This is a genomic window from Intestinicryptomonas porci (assembly GCF_033971905.1).
Lineage (GTDB): Bacteria > Verrucomicrobiota > Verrucomicrobiia > Opitutales > Intestinicryptomonadaceae > Intestinicryptomonas > Intestinicryptomonas porci.
The window spans coordinates 86078-101385 of the sequence record NZ_JALBUT010000007.1 but is presented as its reverse complement, the minus strand read 5'-3'; the positions used below and the strand labels follow the sequence as shown (position 1 = coordinate 101385).

The following is a 15308-nucleotide window of genomic DNA, read 5'->3' as shown; positions in this document are numbered from 1 at the left end:
CAATATGTGGATTTTGCTCATTTGTCTATTGCAGCTCTCTTGATTTTTAGGTTTTTGCAAGAATTTTATTCGTTTTTGCAAAATTTTTTTTACTTGTTTATTTTATAGTTGAGCCTTCCCCAAAAGTGTTTATAACAAATCCTTTAATAAAAAAATAAGATGGAAGATTTTTCACCCAAAAAAGTAGGAACTTCGCGCAAAAGCGCGGCGCAAAATACGGAAAAGAAGCGCGCGGAAGTTCTCTTGGGCAGGGAGTTGCCAAACAATATCGACGCCGAGCAGGGCTTGTTGGCAAGCATGATAATTGACAAAAGCCGCGAAGTTTTGAATGTCTGCATAGAGTCGAAGCTGAATGAAAATTATTTTTATGTAGCTGCCCACCGTAAAATTTACAAAGCTCTCGTAGCTCTTCACAATGAAAGCAAGCCGATTGACGAAATTGTTTTGACCGACAAGCTTGAATCAATGGGCGAGCTTGAAAACGTGGGCGGAATACAAAAAATAAACGAAATTGCGGGCAGAATTGAGACCTACGCGCATTTCAAGCAGTGGCTTAAAATAGTCCGCGAAAAATATTTTTTGCGCACATTGATTTTGACCTGCTATGATACAATCGAAAACGCCAATTCAAACACCGATTCTCTCGACGTGTTTTTGGAAAAAGTCGAGGGCAAGATTTTAGGCATAAGTCAGGACAGAATTTCGGATTCGGCGCAGAAAGTCAGCGAAAAAATCGACTCCGCGATGTCTATGGTTAAAAAAATCATCGAAAGCCGCGGCGACATAATGGGAATTCCTACGGGCTTTACGGAGCTTGACAAGTTGACAAGGGGCTTGCATGGCGGAGAGATGATAGTGGTTGCGGGGCGTCCCGGCACGGGCAAAACTTCCATCGCTTTGAACATCGCTGAAAATGCGGTGTTTAACAAGAGAGCTCCTGTTCCGACGCTTGTCTTTTCTCTTGAAATGTCAACCGAGCAGCTTTTGATGCGCATGCTTTGCTCTCGCGGAAACATAAACCAGTTCCTTTTGCGAAACGGCAGGGTTCAAAACATACAGGTAAACGACATTGTTTCGGCGGGCAAGGAGTTGCGCGACGCCCCCCTTTGGATAGACGATTCCGCCGACATCAACATTCTTGAAATCCGCGCAAAGGCTCGAAGGCTGAAGCAGCAGCACAACATCGGCTTAATCGTGCTTGACTATTTGCAGCTTTTAAAGCCGATTGATAGCCGCATTCCACGCGAACAGCAGATTGCCGAAATGTCAAGAGGCATGAAGGCCATGGCAAAGGAGCTTGATGTTCCCGTAATCGTGCTTGCCCAGCTAAACCGTTCAACCGAAAAGGAAAACCGCGATCCGCGCGCGAGCGACTTGCGCGAATCGGGCGCGATAGAGCAGGACGCGGACGTCATTTTGCTTTTGAACTGGCTTACTTCCAAAGAGGCTTCAAAGCAGGATGTTGACGGCACTGTTGCTTCAAACAACAGCAACAAGCTCGTAAAGCTCATTATTGCAAAACAGCGCAGCGGCCCGACGGGAGATATTACTCTGCTATTCAACCGCGATATAACAAAATATCAAAATTACCAAAAACACGATGATGTTTATTAGAAAGTATTTTATTTTGGTGGCGGCGTTTGTGCCGTTTTTCACCGCTGAACTTTTCGCCCAGTACGGGCAGAATATGACGGTGGGGAACATTGCCGTTGAAATTTCAGGGCCCCAGTATGTTTCAAAGGACGCCGTTTTGTCGCACATAAAACTGCGTTCTGGGCAGCCGTTCGACCAGCATTCTTTGGATCTTTCAATAAAATCCCTCTACGATACGGATTTGTACGATGCAGTTGAGGTTAAGCGCAATTTAAATTCATTCGGCAATCTCGATTTGGTTTTGAATGTAAGGCCCAAATACCGCATTTCCCAAATTGTTTTGCGCGGCAACAAAAGCTACTCAAATTCGCGCATAATCGAGCAGATAACAAGCGAGGCGGGCGGCGTCTTGGACGACAGGCGCATTTCGAGGGATTCCGACAAGATTGTCGAATTTTACCGCAAAAAGGGTTATGCGTTCGCCAAGGCAAATGCCGAAATTCGCCGAAACGACGAAGCGGGGATTGGCGTTGTCGTGTTTAACATCGACGAGGGCGAAGACATAAAAATACAGAATATCCGCTTTGAAGGCAACGCGCACATAAGCGGCAGCGAGCTTGAAGACCAAATGAAAACTTCGACTTGGATTTGGCTCATATCTTATCTTACGGACGCGGGCAGGTTCAACAACGACGATTTTCAAAACGACATAAATTTGTTAAAACAGCACTACCGCAACAACGGCTTTTTGGACGTAAAAATCGACGATTCCAAAGTGCGCTTTGAATTTCCCGACGCCTCCAACCCCGGCGATATGGACATCGTTATAGCCGTCGATGAGGGCAAGCAGTACAAGGCGGGCAAAATAACATTCAAAAACAACAAGCTATTCGATTCAAAAACGCTTAACGAGGGCTTGGACATTCAGCCGGGCGACGTCTTCTCTCCTGCTCTGGTTGACAGCTCCGTGGATTGGGTTAAAAACTTTTACGGGCAGTTCGGCTATCTCGACACCAATGTCAGGGCATTGCGCCGCCCGAATTTGGAAAAGGGGGAAATCGACCTCATAATTGAAATTTACGAGGGCGAAAAATTCTATTTGGAGTCTATAAACATTCAGGGCAACACCAAAACCAAAAGCGAAGTGATTTTGCGCGAGCTTGCTCTTGCTCCGGGCGACGTGTTTTATTTGGACTTGATGAAGGACTCCGAAATGCGCCTGCAAAGCACGAGGTTTTTCGATGAAGTGAGCCTCGAACCCGAAGCCACGAACATTCCGGGGCGCAGGGATTTGCGCATAATCGTTAAAGAGGGGCACACGGGCAACGTGGTCTTTGGCGCGGGGTTCAGCACGGTTGAAAGCTTTGTCGTGACTGCCGAGCTTTCGCAGAGCAACTTCGACATTTTAAACTACAAAAACATGTTTCAGGGCGCGGGTCAGAAATTCAGACTCAGGGCGTCTTTGGGCTTTGACGCAAACCAGGTTTCGCTCAGCTTTGAAAATCCGTATGTTTTCAACCGCAACTTGGCTTACGGCTTTGAGCTTTACCGCACCGACACGGGATATTATTCCGATGACTATTCAGAGCTTCGCACGGGTATGACGCACTACATAAGAAAGTATTTGTTCGAGCTTGTCGAAGCGCGCCTTGGCTACACCATTGAAAACGTGAAAATTTACGATCTTTCAAGAGACGCCCCGCAGGTAATAAAGAAAGAGGAGGGCAACCGCTCCATTTCTCAAATATCATTGAGCTTTTTGCGCGAGGCTCGCGACAACCTCATGATGCCGACTTCGGGCACGCGTTTTGAGTTCTTGCAGCAGGTCGCAGGCGGACCGTTGCAGGGCGACACAAATTTATACCGCGTAGAGGCGAGAGCCGGCTGGTGGGTTCCTATGTCTAAATATTTCGGAAATCTGCCGATTTTCAAATACGGCAATCAAGTGTTTTCAATCGTAGGGCGCACGGGGTCTGTGACCGGCTACGACGGCAAGGAAGTTCCTTTCTTTGAAAGATACTTCTTAGGCGGCGCGTACAACATGCGCGGCTTCAAGTACCGCAGGGTGGGTCCCATCGAACAGCCTTCCGACGAGCCAGAGGGCGGCAACACTTTTGCGTATTTTTCTTTGGAATATTCATACCAGATTATAGAGCAGTTAAGAATTGCAGTCTTTTACGACTGGGGCTTCGTTAATTCAAGTTCTTGGGACTGGAATGCAAGCGACTACAACGACGACTTCGGCATAGGTTTCAGAATCATGATTATGGGCGCGCCCATGAGAATAGATTTGGGCATGCCGCTCACCACGGGAAAATATAACGATGAAGGCTTGCAATTTAATTTCTCGTTTGGTACAGTATTCTAATTCTTATAATAATTGATAATTTCTTAAAAAAAGGTAAAAATATGAAAAAACTAATAGCAATCGCAATGCTGGCAGCTTCTGCCGCGCTTTATGCAAACACCACAATCTTTGTTGTGGATATCGCACAAGTTCACAAGAACTATTACAAGACAAAGACTGTAATGGAACAGTTCCAGTCCGCAATCACTTCCGCAAACGCGGAATTGAAAGCCATGGACGACAAGGTGAAGGCATTGGTTGAAGAAGCCAAAAAAAGCGAAGAAAAATTAAAGAATCCCGCTTTGGCCGAAGCCGCAAAACAGGAAATCGTAAATAAGGAAATCGCCCCCAAGGCGCAGGAAATCCAGCAAATCCAGGCGTCAATGGCGGGAATCAAGCGTCAGGCTCAGGAAAAACTGGCAAACCAGCAAAAGGAAGTCATTGCCGAACACCGCAAGGAAATCGTCAAAGTAATCGAAAAAATCGCGGCTGACAAGAAGGCGGACTTCGTTTTGGAAAAGAGCGCGGCGTATTTCTCAAAGCCGACTGCCGACATAACCGAAGACGTAATCGCGACTTTGAATGCGGGCGCGTCAAAATAAGCCCAGTGGCGTAAAAATTTTTAAGGCGCATCTTTTTTAAGGTGCGCCTTTTTTTGGGAGGAATGCGAAACTTTATACGGTAGAACGCCTTGTGAAAATGGAATCCACCGTTAGTTTAAGCTCCGGATTCCAATTTTGAAGCTGCTCTGCAACAAGTTTTCCCATGTTGTAAAAATCTATTGAAATTGTCGCCACTCCGTCTGCCACGACTTTTTTCATCGGGGTGTCGTCATAGGTAATTACGCCGAAATCGTCCTTTACTTTCAGATTTAATTCTTTTGCGAAAAGCAGAAGGTCAACCAAATGGATGTCCGACATTATCATCCAGAAAGTTTCCCTTTCGAGCTTTGACTTGTCGAAAGACTGCAGAATTTCGCAATGGAAATTGTTTTCATTGCAGAAATCTTTAAAGGCGTCAACACGCTCAACGGGGTGGTGGTGTGCGGGGTCGAAAACCATGTAGAACTTCTTGTACTTTTTAAGGTGCGGAAGGGCTTCCGAGAGGGCGCGCTTGAAGTTTGTGTCGCTATTTTGGTAAATTTGGGCGCAGTTGCAGTCTTTGATGTTTGCGGGGACGTCCAAAAGCATCAGCTTGTTTTGCGGAATTTTTAAGACCGATTTGAAGGTGGTCTTGTCGCGCATCGCGAAAATGACGTAGTATTCAAACCTGCCGATAGCGTTTTCAATGCAGTTTATGAAGGCTTCGGCGTTGTAGCGGTGGGCGTTGTAGGTTATTTGGACTTTCCCGCCGATATTTTCGTTTATTCCGCGCACGAGCTGCTCCTTGTAGGCGTTGCTCATCACGTCAAGAAGGACGAACACGTTTGCGACTTTCCTGTATTTGGATTTTATCACTATAAAGCCCTTGCCATGCCTTGATTCGACCAAGCCTTTGCTCTTTAAGAGGTTGTAGCTTTTAACTACGGTTTCGCGGGCTATTTTGCAGCTGTTTGCAAGTTCGTTTATTGACGGAAGCTTTGAGCCTTTTTTCAGCTTTCCGTCGTTTATCATGTCGATTATGAAATTTTCAATGAATTTGGATTTTGGAACGTGCGAAACTTTTAATTCAGAAGCAAGCTTTTTTAGCATATCAAGTCAAACTTTTGTTTTTTGTGTAAAAACAACTGTTATGGTCGTACTGTTCCAAATTGCAAGCAAAAACGCATAACAGTTTAATATGGCTTTCATTTTTCCAAAAAACATCGGGAAATGAAGATTGAAATTGTGTTTTTTATTTTTATCGCGTTTAATTTCGGCAAATAAAAATAGAGATGGATTTTTCGCTAAAAGATATTGCCGAACTTGCGGCAAAGCCCGAAAACATTGTAATTGCAATCGAAGTTTTGGGCTTGGTGGCATTTGCCGCTTCGGGTGCCATCGCCGCATTGAAAAAGGATTTGGACCCGATCGGGTGCTTTATCGTCGGAGCGGTTGCGGGAATAGGCGGGGGAACTGTACGCGACCTTATTTTGGGCAGAAACGTCTTTTGGCTTCACGACAAATATTTGTATTCGCTAAACATTTGCTTTTTGACATCTCTTGTTTTTTACATATTCGGCAAGCGGCTTGCGCGCCGTGAAAACATCGTAAACTGGTTCGACGCCGTGGGGCTTTCGCTTTTCGCGGTGCAGGGGTACATGATTGGAATCGAGACTTCGGGCAGTGTTGAAATCGCCGTTTTGATGGGAGTTTTAACCGGTTGCGGCGGGGGATTTTTGCGCGACATATGCCTTACGCGCCAGCCGTTTATTTTCAGGGGCGAATTTTACGCATCGGCCGCTCTTGCGGGGCTTTTTGTTTTGTGGCTTACTTCAATGCCCATTCTTTCGGGGATAGTTGTTTTTGCAATCAGGGCGTGCACCATAAAGTGGCATTGGCGTTTTAAATAAAACTTGTAAAAATTTGAGGCTTAAATTTATTTGTAATCATGAAAAAGACAAAAGACTGTAAACAGGCAAGCTGGGGCGGCAGATTTTCAGAGGCTCCGAGCGAGCTTATGCTTAGGTTCGGCGAATCGGTGTCGTTTGACAGAAAGCTTGCGTATTTCGACATTCAGGGCTCTTGTGCCCAGGCTGAAATGCTCGCAAGCTGCGGCATCATAACAGAAGAAGAATGCAGCGAGATTTTAAACGGATTAAACAAAATTTCCGACTTGATAAGCGAGGGCAAATTCAAATGGGACACCGCTCTTGAAGACGTGCACATGAATATCGAGCAGGCTCTTACAAAAATTGCCCCCGCCGCCGCAAAGCTTCATACGGGGCGAAGCCGCAACGATCAGGTTGCAACCGACATGCGCCTCTTTTTCAAAAGCGCATGCTTGAAGGTGCAGGACAAAATCGAGGCTCTTTTGAATGTTTTTGTAAATCTTGCAAAGGGCAACGCGGACGTTTTCATTCCCGGATATACGCATTTGCAGAGGGCTCAGCCCGTCAGTGCCGCGCACCACATATTGGCGTGGACTGAAATGCTTTACAGGGACTTTAAACGCTTTCAAAACGTATATGAATCGGCGAACGTATCCCCTTTGGGTTCGGGCGCGATTGCGGGAACAACTCTTCCCATAAACCGCGAGATTTCCGCTGAAATCATGGGCTTTACAGATTCAAGGGGAAGGGCGGTTCTCACCCAAAACAGCATGGACGCCGTTTCGGACAGGGACGTGTTTTTGGAATTTGCATCGGCTTGTTCGATTATGGCGGCGCATTTTTCGCGCATTGCCGAAGACGTCATAATTTGGAATACTTCCGAATTTTCTTTCGTAAAGCTTCCCGACGCTTTCACAACGGGTTCTTCCTTGATGCCGCAAAAGAAAAATCCGGACTCTTTCGAGCTTTTGCGCGGAAAGAGCGCGAGGATTATCGGCAACATGAATACGCTTTTTACGCTCGTGAAAGGTCTGCCTTTGACGTATAACCGCGATTTGCAGGAAGACAAGCCTGCGATATTCGATTCTTACGAGCAGATTATGATTTGCCTTGACGTTCTTGCAGGCGCGGTTTCGGAAATCGAATTTAACGCGAAGAAATGCGCCGAGGCGGTTTCCGACCCGCTTTTGCTTGCGACGGATTTGGCGGACTATCTTGTAATGCGCGGTGTTCCATTTAGAAAGGCGCACCACTATGTCGGGGCGTTGGTCGCTCTTTCTGAAAAAACAAAAACTCCCATAAACGAGCTTGGCGACAAGGAAGCGAGGGAAGTCTGCGAATTTTTGGGCGACGACTGGAAAAGCGTTTTTGACTTGAAGCGGGCGATAGCGATGCGCGAAAAAGTCGGTATGCCGGGGAAGAAGCAGACGGCAAGGCGCATTGCCCATTGGCTTAAAATTCTTTCAAAGTAGTTTTATGCAAATAAAAAAACGGGGCGTTTGTCCCGTTTTTTTTGCACCTTGCAAAATCAGTTTTTGGACGCTCTTTTAAGCAAAACCAATCCGAGCGCAAGGAAGAGAAGGTTGGGTATCCAAATTAAAATATCGGGGCGCAGATTCGGGAATTTTTCAAGCCACGAAATCAAGACCATGAGCAGATAGTATCCGAGAGCGAGCGCGAGCGCCATTGCGAGGTTTGCGAAAGTTTCGGTGCGCTGAGCCTTTATGCCGAGAGGGACGGCAAGAATTACCATCGCGAAAATCGAAAACGCCATTGCAAAATTTTGCTGGATTTGGATTTGCACCTTCATTCTGTTTCGGAGCATGTTTTCGGGCGTTTCGGGCAATTTTTTCGGGTTGTAGGTAAAGCGGGCTTTCATCAGCTCGTTGAATGTCATGTAGGCAAGTTTTTTGCGCTGTTTGTTTGTTCCCAAAATTTCGGCAAGGTTTAAGCTTACTGAAGCCTTTTCAAACTTTGCGGTATATACGGGCTTTGAAAAATTTTCAGAGTCGGATTTTCTGCGTATGTCGGACGAGGCGTTGTTTAAGGTGAGAACTATGGCGTCAGTATTTTCGTCGTAGGTTAAGTTTGCCGTTTTTGCGATAGTCGAAGTTTTGACTTCTCCTGATTTGTCAAGCTCCCAAATGCGGAAGTTTTTGAGAGTGTTGCCTTCCGCGGAATCTGAATAAATCACGAATCCCGGAAATTCGCGGACAAAAGTTCCGGGCTTTATGAATTGCAGGGGATTTTCGGCAATCGCGTTTTTTAGTATTGATTTGTAGGCGAAGCGCGCCATGGGGGCGTAGTAAAAATTTATGCCTACCGAAAACAGCGACGCTAATATCGCCAAGAAGAACACGGGGGCTGAAATATCCCAAATTGAACGCCCCGAAGCCTTTATCGCCACGATTTCGCTTTGCGCAGACATTCTGCCGAAGACGAGCAGTATGGCGGTCAATACGCCCATCGGCATTGCGTAGGGGATTATTGCGGGGATTATCAAGGCGATTGTGTACGCGAAAATGCCAAAATCTATTTTGCCCGACGCCAGCTCGCCCATTACGTCCTTTATGACGTTGCCTATTACCAGCACGAAAACAAACAGACCGACCGTCATTGCCGATACGCCGAGCAGCTGTTTAAATATGTATTTGTGGAGCGTTCCCATTTGTCTTAAAAATTAGCCAAAACAAATTTGAGAAAAAAGCAATATTTTAATGTATATTCTTTTCATTTGCGGACGATATGATTTATCTAAGACATATATTATGGTTGACAATTTTGCCTAATTCAATCGAGATAAAAGAACTATTTTTATAAAATTAAAAATGGCTTTATTTAATCCATACAAAATGGAAGCTTTTTTATGATAAAGAACACACTTAGTATTGCATTGGTCTTTGCAGCAGTCTTAACCGCGCTTTCAGGATGCGCAAAAAAAGCGCAGCAGACGCGCCAAATCCCCCCCGCCGCAGTGGTTTTGGGAGATGTAGTCCAACAAGATGTCTTTTCCTTCATAGACACTTTGGGCACGGTAAATTCTTTTAAGAGCGTCAAGGTTGTGCCGCAGGTCACGGGGCAGATTGTAAAAATCAATTTCAAGCAGGGCGACTATGTAAAAGAGGGCGATATTCTCGCTGAAATAGACAAGAGCAGGTACCGCGCAAATGTTCTCGCGGCAGAGGCGCAGGTTGAGATGGCGAAGTCTCAGCTTAAAATCGACACTCTCGACATGCAGCGCAACAAAAAGCTTGCCGAGCAGGATTTCGTTTCAAAGCAGACATATGATGCGTTGGTTTCAAAGGTGCAGTCGGACGAAGCGGCGTTAAAGAGCGCGGAAGCCGATTTGGAGCTTGCAAAAATCAATTTGAACTGGTGCGACGTCCGCGCCCCGATTTCGGGCAAGGCGGGCTTTTTCAACATAGACTTGGGCAACATCGTAAACGCCAACAATGCCTCTTCAATGATTACCACCATTGAAGAAACCCGCAAGCTTTACGTTGACTTCTTTATTCCCGCCGCAAGGCATTTTGAAGTTCAGTCGGCAATGAAAAACAGCCCCGACGGCTTGGAGCTTGACGTTTCCTATGTCGCCGACAAGGTTTCGCAAAAGCGCAGTGCAAAGGCGAGGGTTGAGGCGGTCGAAAACCGTTCGCGCTATTCGTCGTCAACTTTGGTTTTGAGGGCGGTTTTAGACAACAAAGATTTGGTTTTTTGGCCCGACCAGCCCGTGAAGGTTATTTTAAATCTGAAAAAAATCGAAAATGCCGTTTTGGTTCCGAATGCCGCAATACAGGTGGACAACGTCGGGCATTTCGTTTATGTCGCGAAAAAGGCGGAAGGTGCGCTTTACAAGATTTCAAAGGTTCAGGTAAAAGTAGGGCAGCTTTATCCCGATGGAAACTATTTGGTTGAAGGGCTTCAGAAGGGCGATAAAGTCGTGATGTATGGACAGCTCAGGGTTGCCGACGGGGCTCTTGCATATGCTTCAACTCCGCAGGGCATTCCCATTGCCGAAGACGGAAAGCCGATTGCAGACCCTGTGAAAATCAAGGAATTTTTGGGGCAAGTGACCGTTCAAAAGGCAGAAATAGATTTTAAATCCCAAAAATCCGCTCCGTCGGAAAAATAAGAGAGGGAGTTTTTCATGAGCAGTTTAAACGACAAAAAGTCGGTGTCGGACATATTCATAAAGCGTCCGGTAATGACGATGTTGCTTGCGCTTTCGGCCCTGCTTTTCGGGATATACTCCTACAAGGCGATGCCCGTAAACGATTTGCCCGGCGTCGATTATCCCGTAATTCAGGTTACCGCGTCTTATCCGGGTGCAAATCCGACAATCATGGCGACAAACATCGCCTCCCCCTTGGAACAGCAGTTTATGCAAATTCCGGGGATTGAGATGATTACTTCAAACAATTCTTTCGGCGCGACAGAAATCGTCTTGCAGTTTAATTTGTCAAAGAGTATTGACGCTGCGGCAACAGACGTGCAGTCGGCAATCCAAAGGGCGACCGGCAACTTGCCGTCAGACCTCCCGTCCCAACCGTCGTTTTCAAAGGACAACCCCAACGACATGCCGATATTGCTTCTTTCTGTTTTGAGCGACTCAATGACTGAAGGGCAGCTTTACGAATACGCTTTTGCTGAAATCGCGCAGAAGATTTCCATGATAGACGGTGTTTCAAAGGTCGATGTTTATGCGGCTCCGCGCGCTGTGCGTGTTGAAGCCGACATGCAAAAGCTTTTCAACATGGGCATAACCATGTCGGAGCTTCGCGCGGCTTTGTCCCGCACGACGAACATGTACGGCGCGGGCAACCTTGAAGGCCCGAACAACCAGTTCATAATTTTGCCCGACACGCAGCTAAACTACGCCGCAGACTATGAAAAAATTATAATTTCTTACAAGGACGGCATTCCCGTGTTTTTGCGCGATGTCGCGAAAGTTATAGACGGCTTGCAGTACGACACTTGGAACAAGTCTTTCTTTTCGCGCAACAGCCTTGGCATAGACCAGAATGTCGCAAGCTCCGTTATTTTGGGCATTCGCAAAACTTCCACCGGCAACGCAATTTCAACCGTGGCGGCGGTAAGGGAAAAAATTAAGGAAATTGAAGCGCAAATTCCGTCTTCCATGAAAATTTCCCAGACTTACGACCGCTCGCAGCTTATTCTCGACAACATTGAGGACGTTGAAGAGACAATTATTATAGCATTTATACTGGTTGTCGTAATCATATTTTTGTTCTTGGGAAGAATAAGGGACACTCTTGTGCCCGCCATCGCGCTTCCGTTTTCTTTGGTTTTGACTTTTATTTTGATGAACGCATTCGGCTTTTCGCTCAACAATTTGTCCCTTATGGGGCTTACGATGGCGATAGGCTTTTTGGTTGACGACGCAATCGTGTTTTTGGAAAACACGGTGCGCAGAATGGAGGACTTTTCCGAAACTCCGACGCAGGCTACTTTCGCTTCCGCAAGGGAAATCAGTTTCACGATTTTGAGCATGACGCTTTCCCTTGCGGCAGTTTTCATTCCGCTTGTCTTTATGTCGGGCATTGTGGGAAGGGTTTTTAAGGAGTTTTCAATCACTATTGTTGCCGCCACCATAATGTCGGGCGTGGTGAGCCTTACGCTTACTCCGATGATGTGTTCGAGAATGTTGCAGCCGCGCAGCAAGGACCCGAATTCAAAAACCAAAATCGAAAAAATGGCGCACCGCTTGGAAAGCGCATTTCTTAAAATTTACTCTCCGACATTGCGCTGGATGCTTAGGCAGAATGTTTTGACGCTTCTTGTGATTGTTCTTTGCTTCTGGGGCACCGTGTATTTTGCGTCTGTATTGCCTAAGACGTTTTTCCCCGAAGGCGACAGCGGATTTGCGACTGGCGTTTTTGTAGCGTCAACCAAGAGTTCTCCCAAAGAAATCAGCAGGCTTCAAGACAATGTTTTTGAGGTGTTGAAGTCGGAGCCTGCTGTAAACGACGCCATTGCGGTTTCGGGCTTTTCGGGTTTTATGAATAGCAACATGGGCATAGTCTTCACTGTCTTGAAGGACAAAAAAGACCGCAAGCCCATAAACGAAGTCGTAAGCGGAATAAACGCAAGGGCGTCTTTGATACCCGGCGTTGTAATGCTTTTGCACGCTGAGCCGACTTTGGAAATTTCAACGGGCGCGGTTTCGACCCAGCAGGGCAAGTACCAGTTCGCTATAACTTCAATGGATTCAAACGAGCTTTACGCCGCCGCAGGCAAGCTGATGGCGAGGATGTATCAAAAGTACGGAACGTATTTTTCATCAATATCTTCCGACATGTACTTGGATAATCCGCAGCTTAATTTGCATCTCGACAGGGAGCATGCGTCAATGCTCGGCGTCAGCGCGGACAATTTTTCTTCCGCTTTCAGGGATTCTTACGCGAAGTTTTACTTCTATTTAATAAAATCCACGTTTAACCAGTATTGGTCTATTTTGGAAGCCAATGCCGACGAAAGGTCGTTTATCGCAAATGCCGAATCTTTGTTCTTCGCTCCCGACACTTACGTCACTTCGGGAATGCCGATAACTCCGATTGGCTCCGATGAAATCGCGTCTTCTGCGTACAATATTTCAAACTTGGTGCCGTTTAGCTCCATTGCAACAACCAGCACGACTCTCGCGCCTGTGTCGGTAAACCATATCGACAACTTCCCGTCTGTAACCATTTCATTCGACTTGGCGGAAGGCGTTGCCATTGGAGATGTCATGAATTGGCTAAATCCCATCGCGGACGAAGTCTTGCCCGAAGGTGTTGACGGCAAGTTTGTCGGCGAAGCCGTAACTTTCTCCGAGACAATCAAAAGCCTTGTGATATTGGCGATAGTCGCGATTTTCGTCATGTATGTCATTTTGGGCATATTGTACGAAAGCTATTTGCACCCGATTACCGTTTTGATTGCCTTGCCGATTGCGGTTGTGGGCGGCTTTGCGTGCCTCTACTTCTTCGGCTACCAGCTATCGGTATATTCGATTATCGGCATATTCATGCTTATGGGCATCGTTAAGAAAAACGGTATTTTGGTTGTTGACTTCGCGATAGCGGGCGAAGAGAGGGGCATGAGCCCCGAAGACGCCGTGCACACCGCGTGTATGGAGCGTTTCCGCCCAATTATAATGACGACTTTTGCGGCTCTCATGGGCATGCTTCCGATTGCTCTCGGTTGGGGCAAGGCGGACGCGGAAAGCAGAATACCGCTTGGCGTCGTTGTTGTAGGCGGCTTGATTTTCTCGCAAATCATAACTCTTTACATAACCCCTGTCGTGTACTTGTGGATTGACAAGCTTCAGCGCAATGTTTTCGACAAAATCCCCTTCTTTGCGAGAGGCAATCTGAATGATTAAGGAATTTATATGAAAGACTTTTTTCTTAAAATATCTCTTGCGCTTTCAACCGTGGCTCTTGTGGCCTGCTCGGTTGACAGTCAGGTGGCGAAAAATCCTACCAAGTTTTGGAAAGCTCCATCCGACGCAATGCCCGAAACCTATTACCGCCCGTCCCAAATTCAAACTGACGGAATTGTGGAAAATCAGGAAGAGGCCTTGTGCGCGGCTGAAAAGCTGATTGCGGGCAAGGTGCTGAGCCTTGAAGACTTGATTGACATTGCGCTTGAAAACAACACTGCAACCCGCGGATATTGGTTTTCCGCGAAAGTTTACGCCGCGCAGAAGGGAAAAGTTGACGCGCAGTATTATCCGTCCGTCAGCGTCGGGGCAAACGTTTACAGGCAGAAGACACGCCAGATTTCGGTCGTAAATTACGCAGTCGGCACGTTTTGGGATACGGGTTACGGCGCATCTTTGGACATAAACTGGCTTTTGTTTGACTTCGGAAAGCGCGAAAGCCGGTCTTCCGCGGCGCGCGACGCATTGAGGGCGGCAAATTTCAGCTATAACCAAAGCTTGCAGGATATGGTTTTGAACGTTTACGTCGCTTATTTTAATTTCTATAATGCGATGGCGTCTGTAAGAACCGCAAAAGCCAATCTTGACGACGCGAAAAGCGCGTACGAGGCCGCCGACGCCAGGTTTAAAAATTCCGTAGGCAACAAGCAGGACGCGCTCAGGGCTTTGGCAAATTCAAAAAATGCCGAATATTCGCTGGAATCGGCAAGGGCGTCTGTCGAAGAGGCAAGGGCGAATCTCGCGCGCGTTTTGGGCATTGAAATCACGCATGATTTAAAAATTTCAAACAAAATATCAATTCCCGAAAGTTCAGAGGCGCAAAAGCGGGTTGAAGACCTGATGGCGTCTGCCTTGAAATCCCGCCAAGACGTTTTGGCTTCATACGCAAATTACGCCGCCGCCCAAAAAACAACCCAGGCAGACAAGCTTGACTATCTTCCCAAAATCGGCACAAAAGGCTCTTTCGAATGGGGCGATTTTGCAAACGACCGCTACTACCATACGCCAAGCAACAATTATTCCGTTGCCGCAGTGCTCACTTGGGATTTGTTTGACGGCTTTACGCGCAAATACGAACTTATAAGCGCACAGGCAAAGGAACGCGCGGCGGCGCAGGAATTGAAGCAGGCTCAAATAGAAGTCGTCGCAAATGTGTGGTCGAGCTATTACGCTTATAAGAGTGCGCTAAAACAGCTTGAAAGCACGAAAGCGGCAGTCAAGGCGAGCCTCGAAGCATACGAGGCGACAAAAACCGCCTACGATAACGGCGTAAGCACTCTTACCGACCTTTTGAACTCTCAGTCGCTTTTGTCGCAGGCGCGCCAGCAGAAGGTGAACGCCGAATCTTATGTGGCTACAAGCGTGGCGCATCTTGCGCATTCGGTTGGCGGGCTCACCGCAAATATCGGCACTGATTGAATTTTCGCTTGAACTGAAATCAAAAAGGCTTCAAA

General features: G+C 46.8%; 10 protein-coding genes. 8 read left to right on the top strand and 2 right to left on the bottom strand.

Translation table 11 applies throughout. The annotated features are described in order from the left end of the window. Nucleotides 1-159 precede the first annotated feature (159 nt). The 3 genes from dnaB to MOX91_RS06905 are packed head-to-tail and all read left to right on the top strand — an operon-like array spanning nt 160 to nt 4542. On the top strand, nt 160-1614 hold the full coding sequence (gene dnaB / locus MOX91_RS06915) for a replicative DNA helicase (RefSeq protein WP_370397354.1): 1455 nt from the start codon (nt 160-162) through the stop codon (nt 1612-1614). Then, nucleotides 1601-3961, top strand: coding sequence for an outer membrane protein assembly factor BamA (gene bamA / locus MOX91_RS06910; protein WP_370397353.1), 2361 nt, complete (start codon nt 1601-1603; stop codon nt 3959-3961). Before dnaB ends, bamA begins: the two co-directional genes overlap by 14 nt. A gap of 41 nt (nt 3962-4002) precedes the next feature. Next, entirely contained in the window at nt 4003-4542 is a 540-nt protein-coding gene (locus MOX91_RS06905; RefSeq protein ID WP_370397352.1) for an OmpH/Skp family outer membrane protein, read from the top strand. 72 nt (nt 4543-4614) lie between these two features. Here MOX91_RS06905 and MOX91_RS06900 read toward each other — a convergent pair whose 3' ends face one another. Then, a complete protein-coding gene (locus MOX91_RS06900) occupies nt 4615-5631 on the bottom strand; it encodes a GntR family transcriptional regulator (RefSeq protein WP_370397351.1) in 1017 nt (338 codons plus the stop codon). 182 nt (nt 5632-5813) lie between these two features. Between MOX91_RS06900 and MOX91_RS06895 the strand changes: the two genes are divergently transcribed. Both MOX91_RS06895 and argH read left to right on the top strand, forming a co-directional pair. Beyond that, nucleotides 5814-6431, top strand: a complete 618-nt coding sequence (locus MOX91_RS06895) for a trimeric intracellular cation channel family protein (protein WP_370397350.1) — start codon at nt 5814-5816, stop codon at nt 6429-6431. Nucleotides 6432-6469: 38 nt separating this feature from the next. Further along, nucleotides 6470-7882: an argininosuccinate lyase gene (gene argH, locus MOX91_RS06890; RefSeq protein ID WP_370397349.1), complete on the top strand. Its 1413-nt coding sequence runs from the start codon at nt 6470-6472 to the stop codon at nt 7880-7882. Nucleotides 7883-7938: 56 nt separating this feature from the next. On the opposite strand, the gene MOX91_RS06885 is transcribed toward argH, so the two are convergent. Continuing rightward, nucleotides 7939-9078, bottom strand: a complete 1140-nt coding sequence (locus MOX91_RS06885; protein ID WP_370397348.1) for an LptF/LptG family permease — start codon at nt 9076-9078, stop codon at nt 7939-7941. Between the two features lie 198 nt (nt 9079-9276). On the opposite strand from MOX91_RS06885, the gene MOX91_RS06880 reads away from it, so the two are divergent. The 3 genes from MOX91_RS06880 to MOX91_RS06870 are packed head-to-tail and all read left to right on the top strand — an operon-like array spanning nt 9277 to nt 15273. Continuing rightward, nucleotides 9277-10542 carry an efflux RND transporter periplasmic adaptor subunit gene (locus tag MOX91_RS06880; RefSeq protein ID WP_370397347.1) on the top strand — a complete coding sequence of 422 codons (1266 nt, stop codon included), beginning with the start codon at nt 9277-9279 and terminating at the stop codon, nt 10540-10542. A 15-nt stretch (nt 10543-10557) separates the two neighbouring features. Beyond that, the gene (locus MOX91_RS06875) at nt 10558-13794 is read left to right on the top strand and encodes an efflux RND transporter permease subunit (protein ID WP_370397346.1); all 3237 of its coding nucleotides are present in this window, start codon (nt 10558-10560) and stop codon (nt 13792-13794) included. Nucleotides 13795-13803: 9 nt separating this feature from the next. Beyond that, nucleotides 13804-15273, top strand: coding sequence for a TolC family protein (locus MOX91_RS06870; protein WP_370397345.1), 1470 nt, complete (start codon nt 13804-13806; stop codon nt 15271-15273). The last annotated feature ends 35 nt before the right edge of the window (nt 15274-15308 follow it).

Excerpts from the sequence above, each read along its gene's own strand:
- bamA (WP_370397353.1), top strand. The coding sequence starts at position 1,601 with ATGATGTTTATTAGAAAGTATTTTATTTTGGTGGCGGCGTTTGTGCCG.
- MOX91_RS06870 (WP_370397345.1), top strand. The coding sequence starts at position 13,804 with ATGAAAGACTTTTTTCTTAAAATATCTCTTGCGCTTTCAACCGTGGCT.
- MOX91_RS06905 (WP_370397352.1), top strand. The coding sequence starts at position 4,003 with ATGAAAAAACTAATAGCAATCGCAATGCTGGCAGCTTCTGCCGCGCTT.
- MOX91_RS06875 (WP_370397346.1), top strand. The coding sequence starts at position 10,558 with ATGAGCAGTTTAAACGACAAAAAGTCGGTGTCGGACATATTCATAAAG.
- MOX91_RS06900 (WP_370397351.1), bottom strand. The coding sequence starts at position 5,631 with ATGCTAAAAAAGCTTGCTTCTGAATTAAAAGTTTCGCACGTTCCAAAA.
- MOX91_RS06895 (WP_370397350.1), top strand. The coding sequence starts at position 5,814 with ATGGATTTTTCGCTAAAAGATATTGCCGAACTTGCGGCAAAGCCCGAA.
- MOX91_RS06880 (WP_370397347.1), top strand. The coding sequence starts at position 9,277 with ATGATAAAGAACACACTTAGTATTGCATTGGTCTTTGCAGCAGTCTTA.
- MOX91_RS06885 (WP_370397348.1), bottom strand. The coding sequence starts at position 9,078 with ATGGGAACGCTCCACAAATACATATTTAAACAGCTGCTCGGCGTATCG.
- argH (WP_370397349.1), top strand. The coding sequence starts at position 6,470 with ATGAAAAAGACAAAAGACTGTAAACAGGCAAGCTGGGGCGGCAGATTT.
- dnaB (WP_370397354.1), top strand. The coding sequence starts at position 160 with ATGGAAGATTTTTCACCCAAAAAAGTAGGAACTTCGCGCAAAAGCGCG.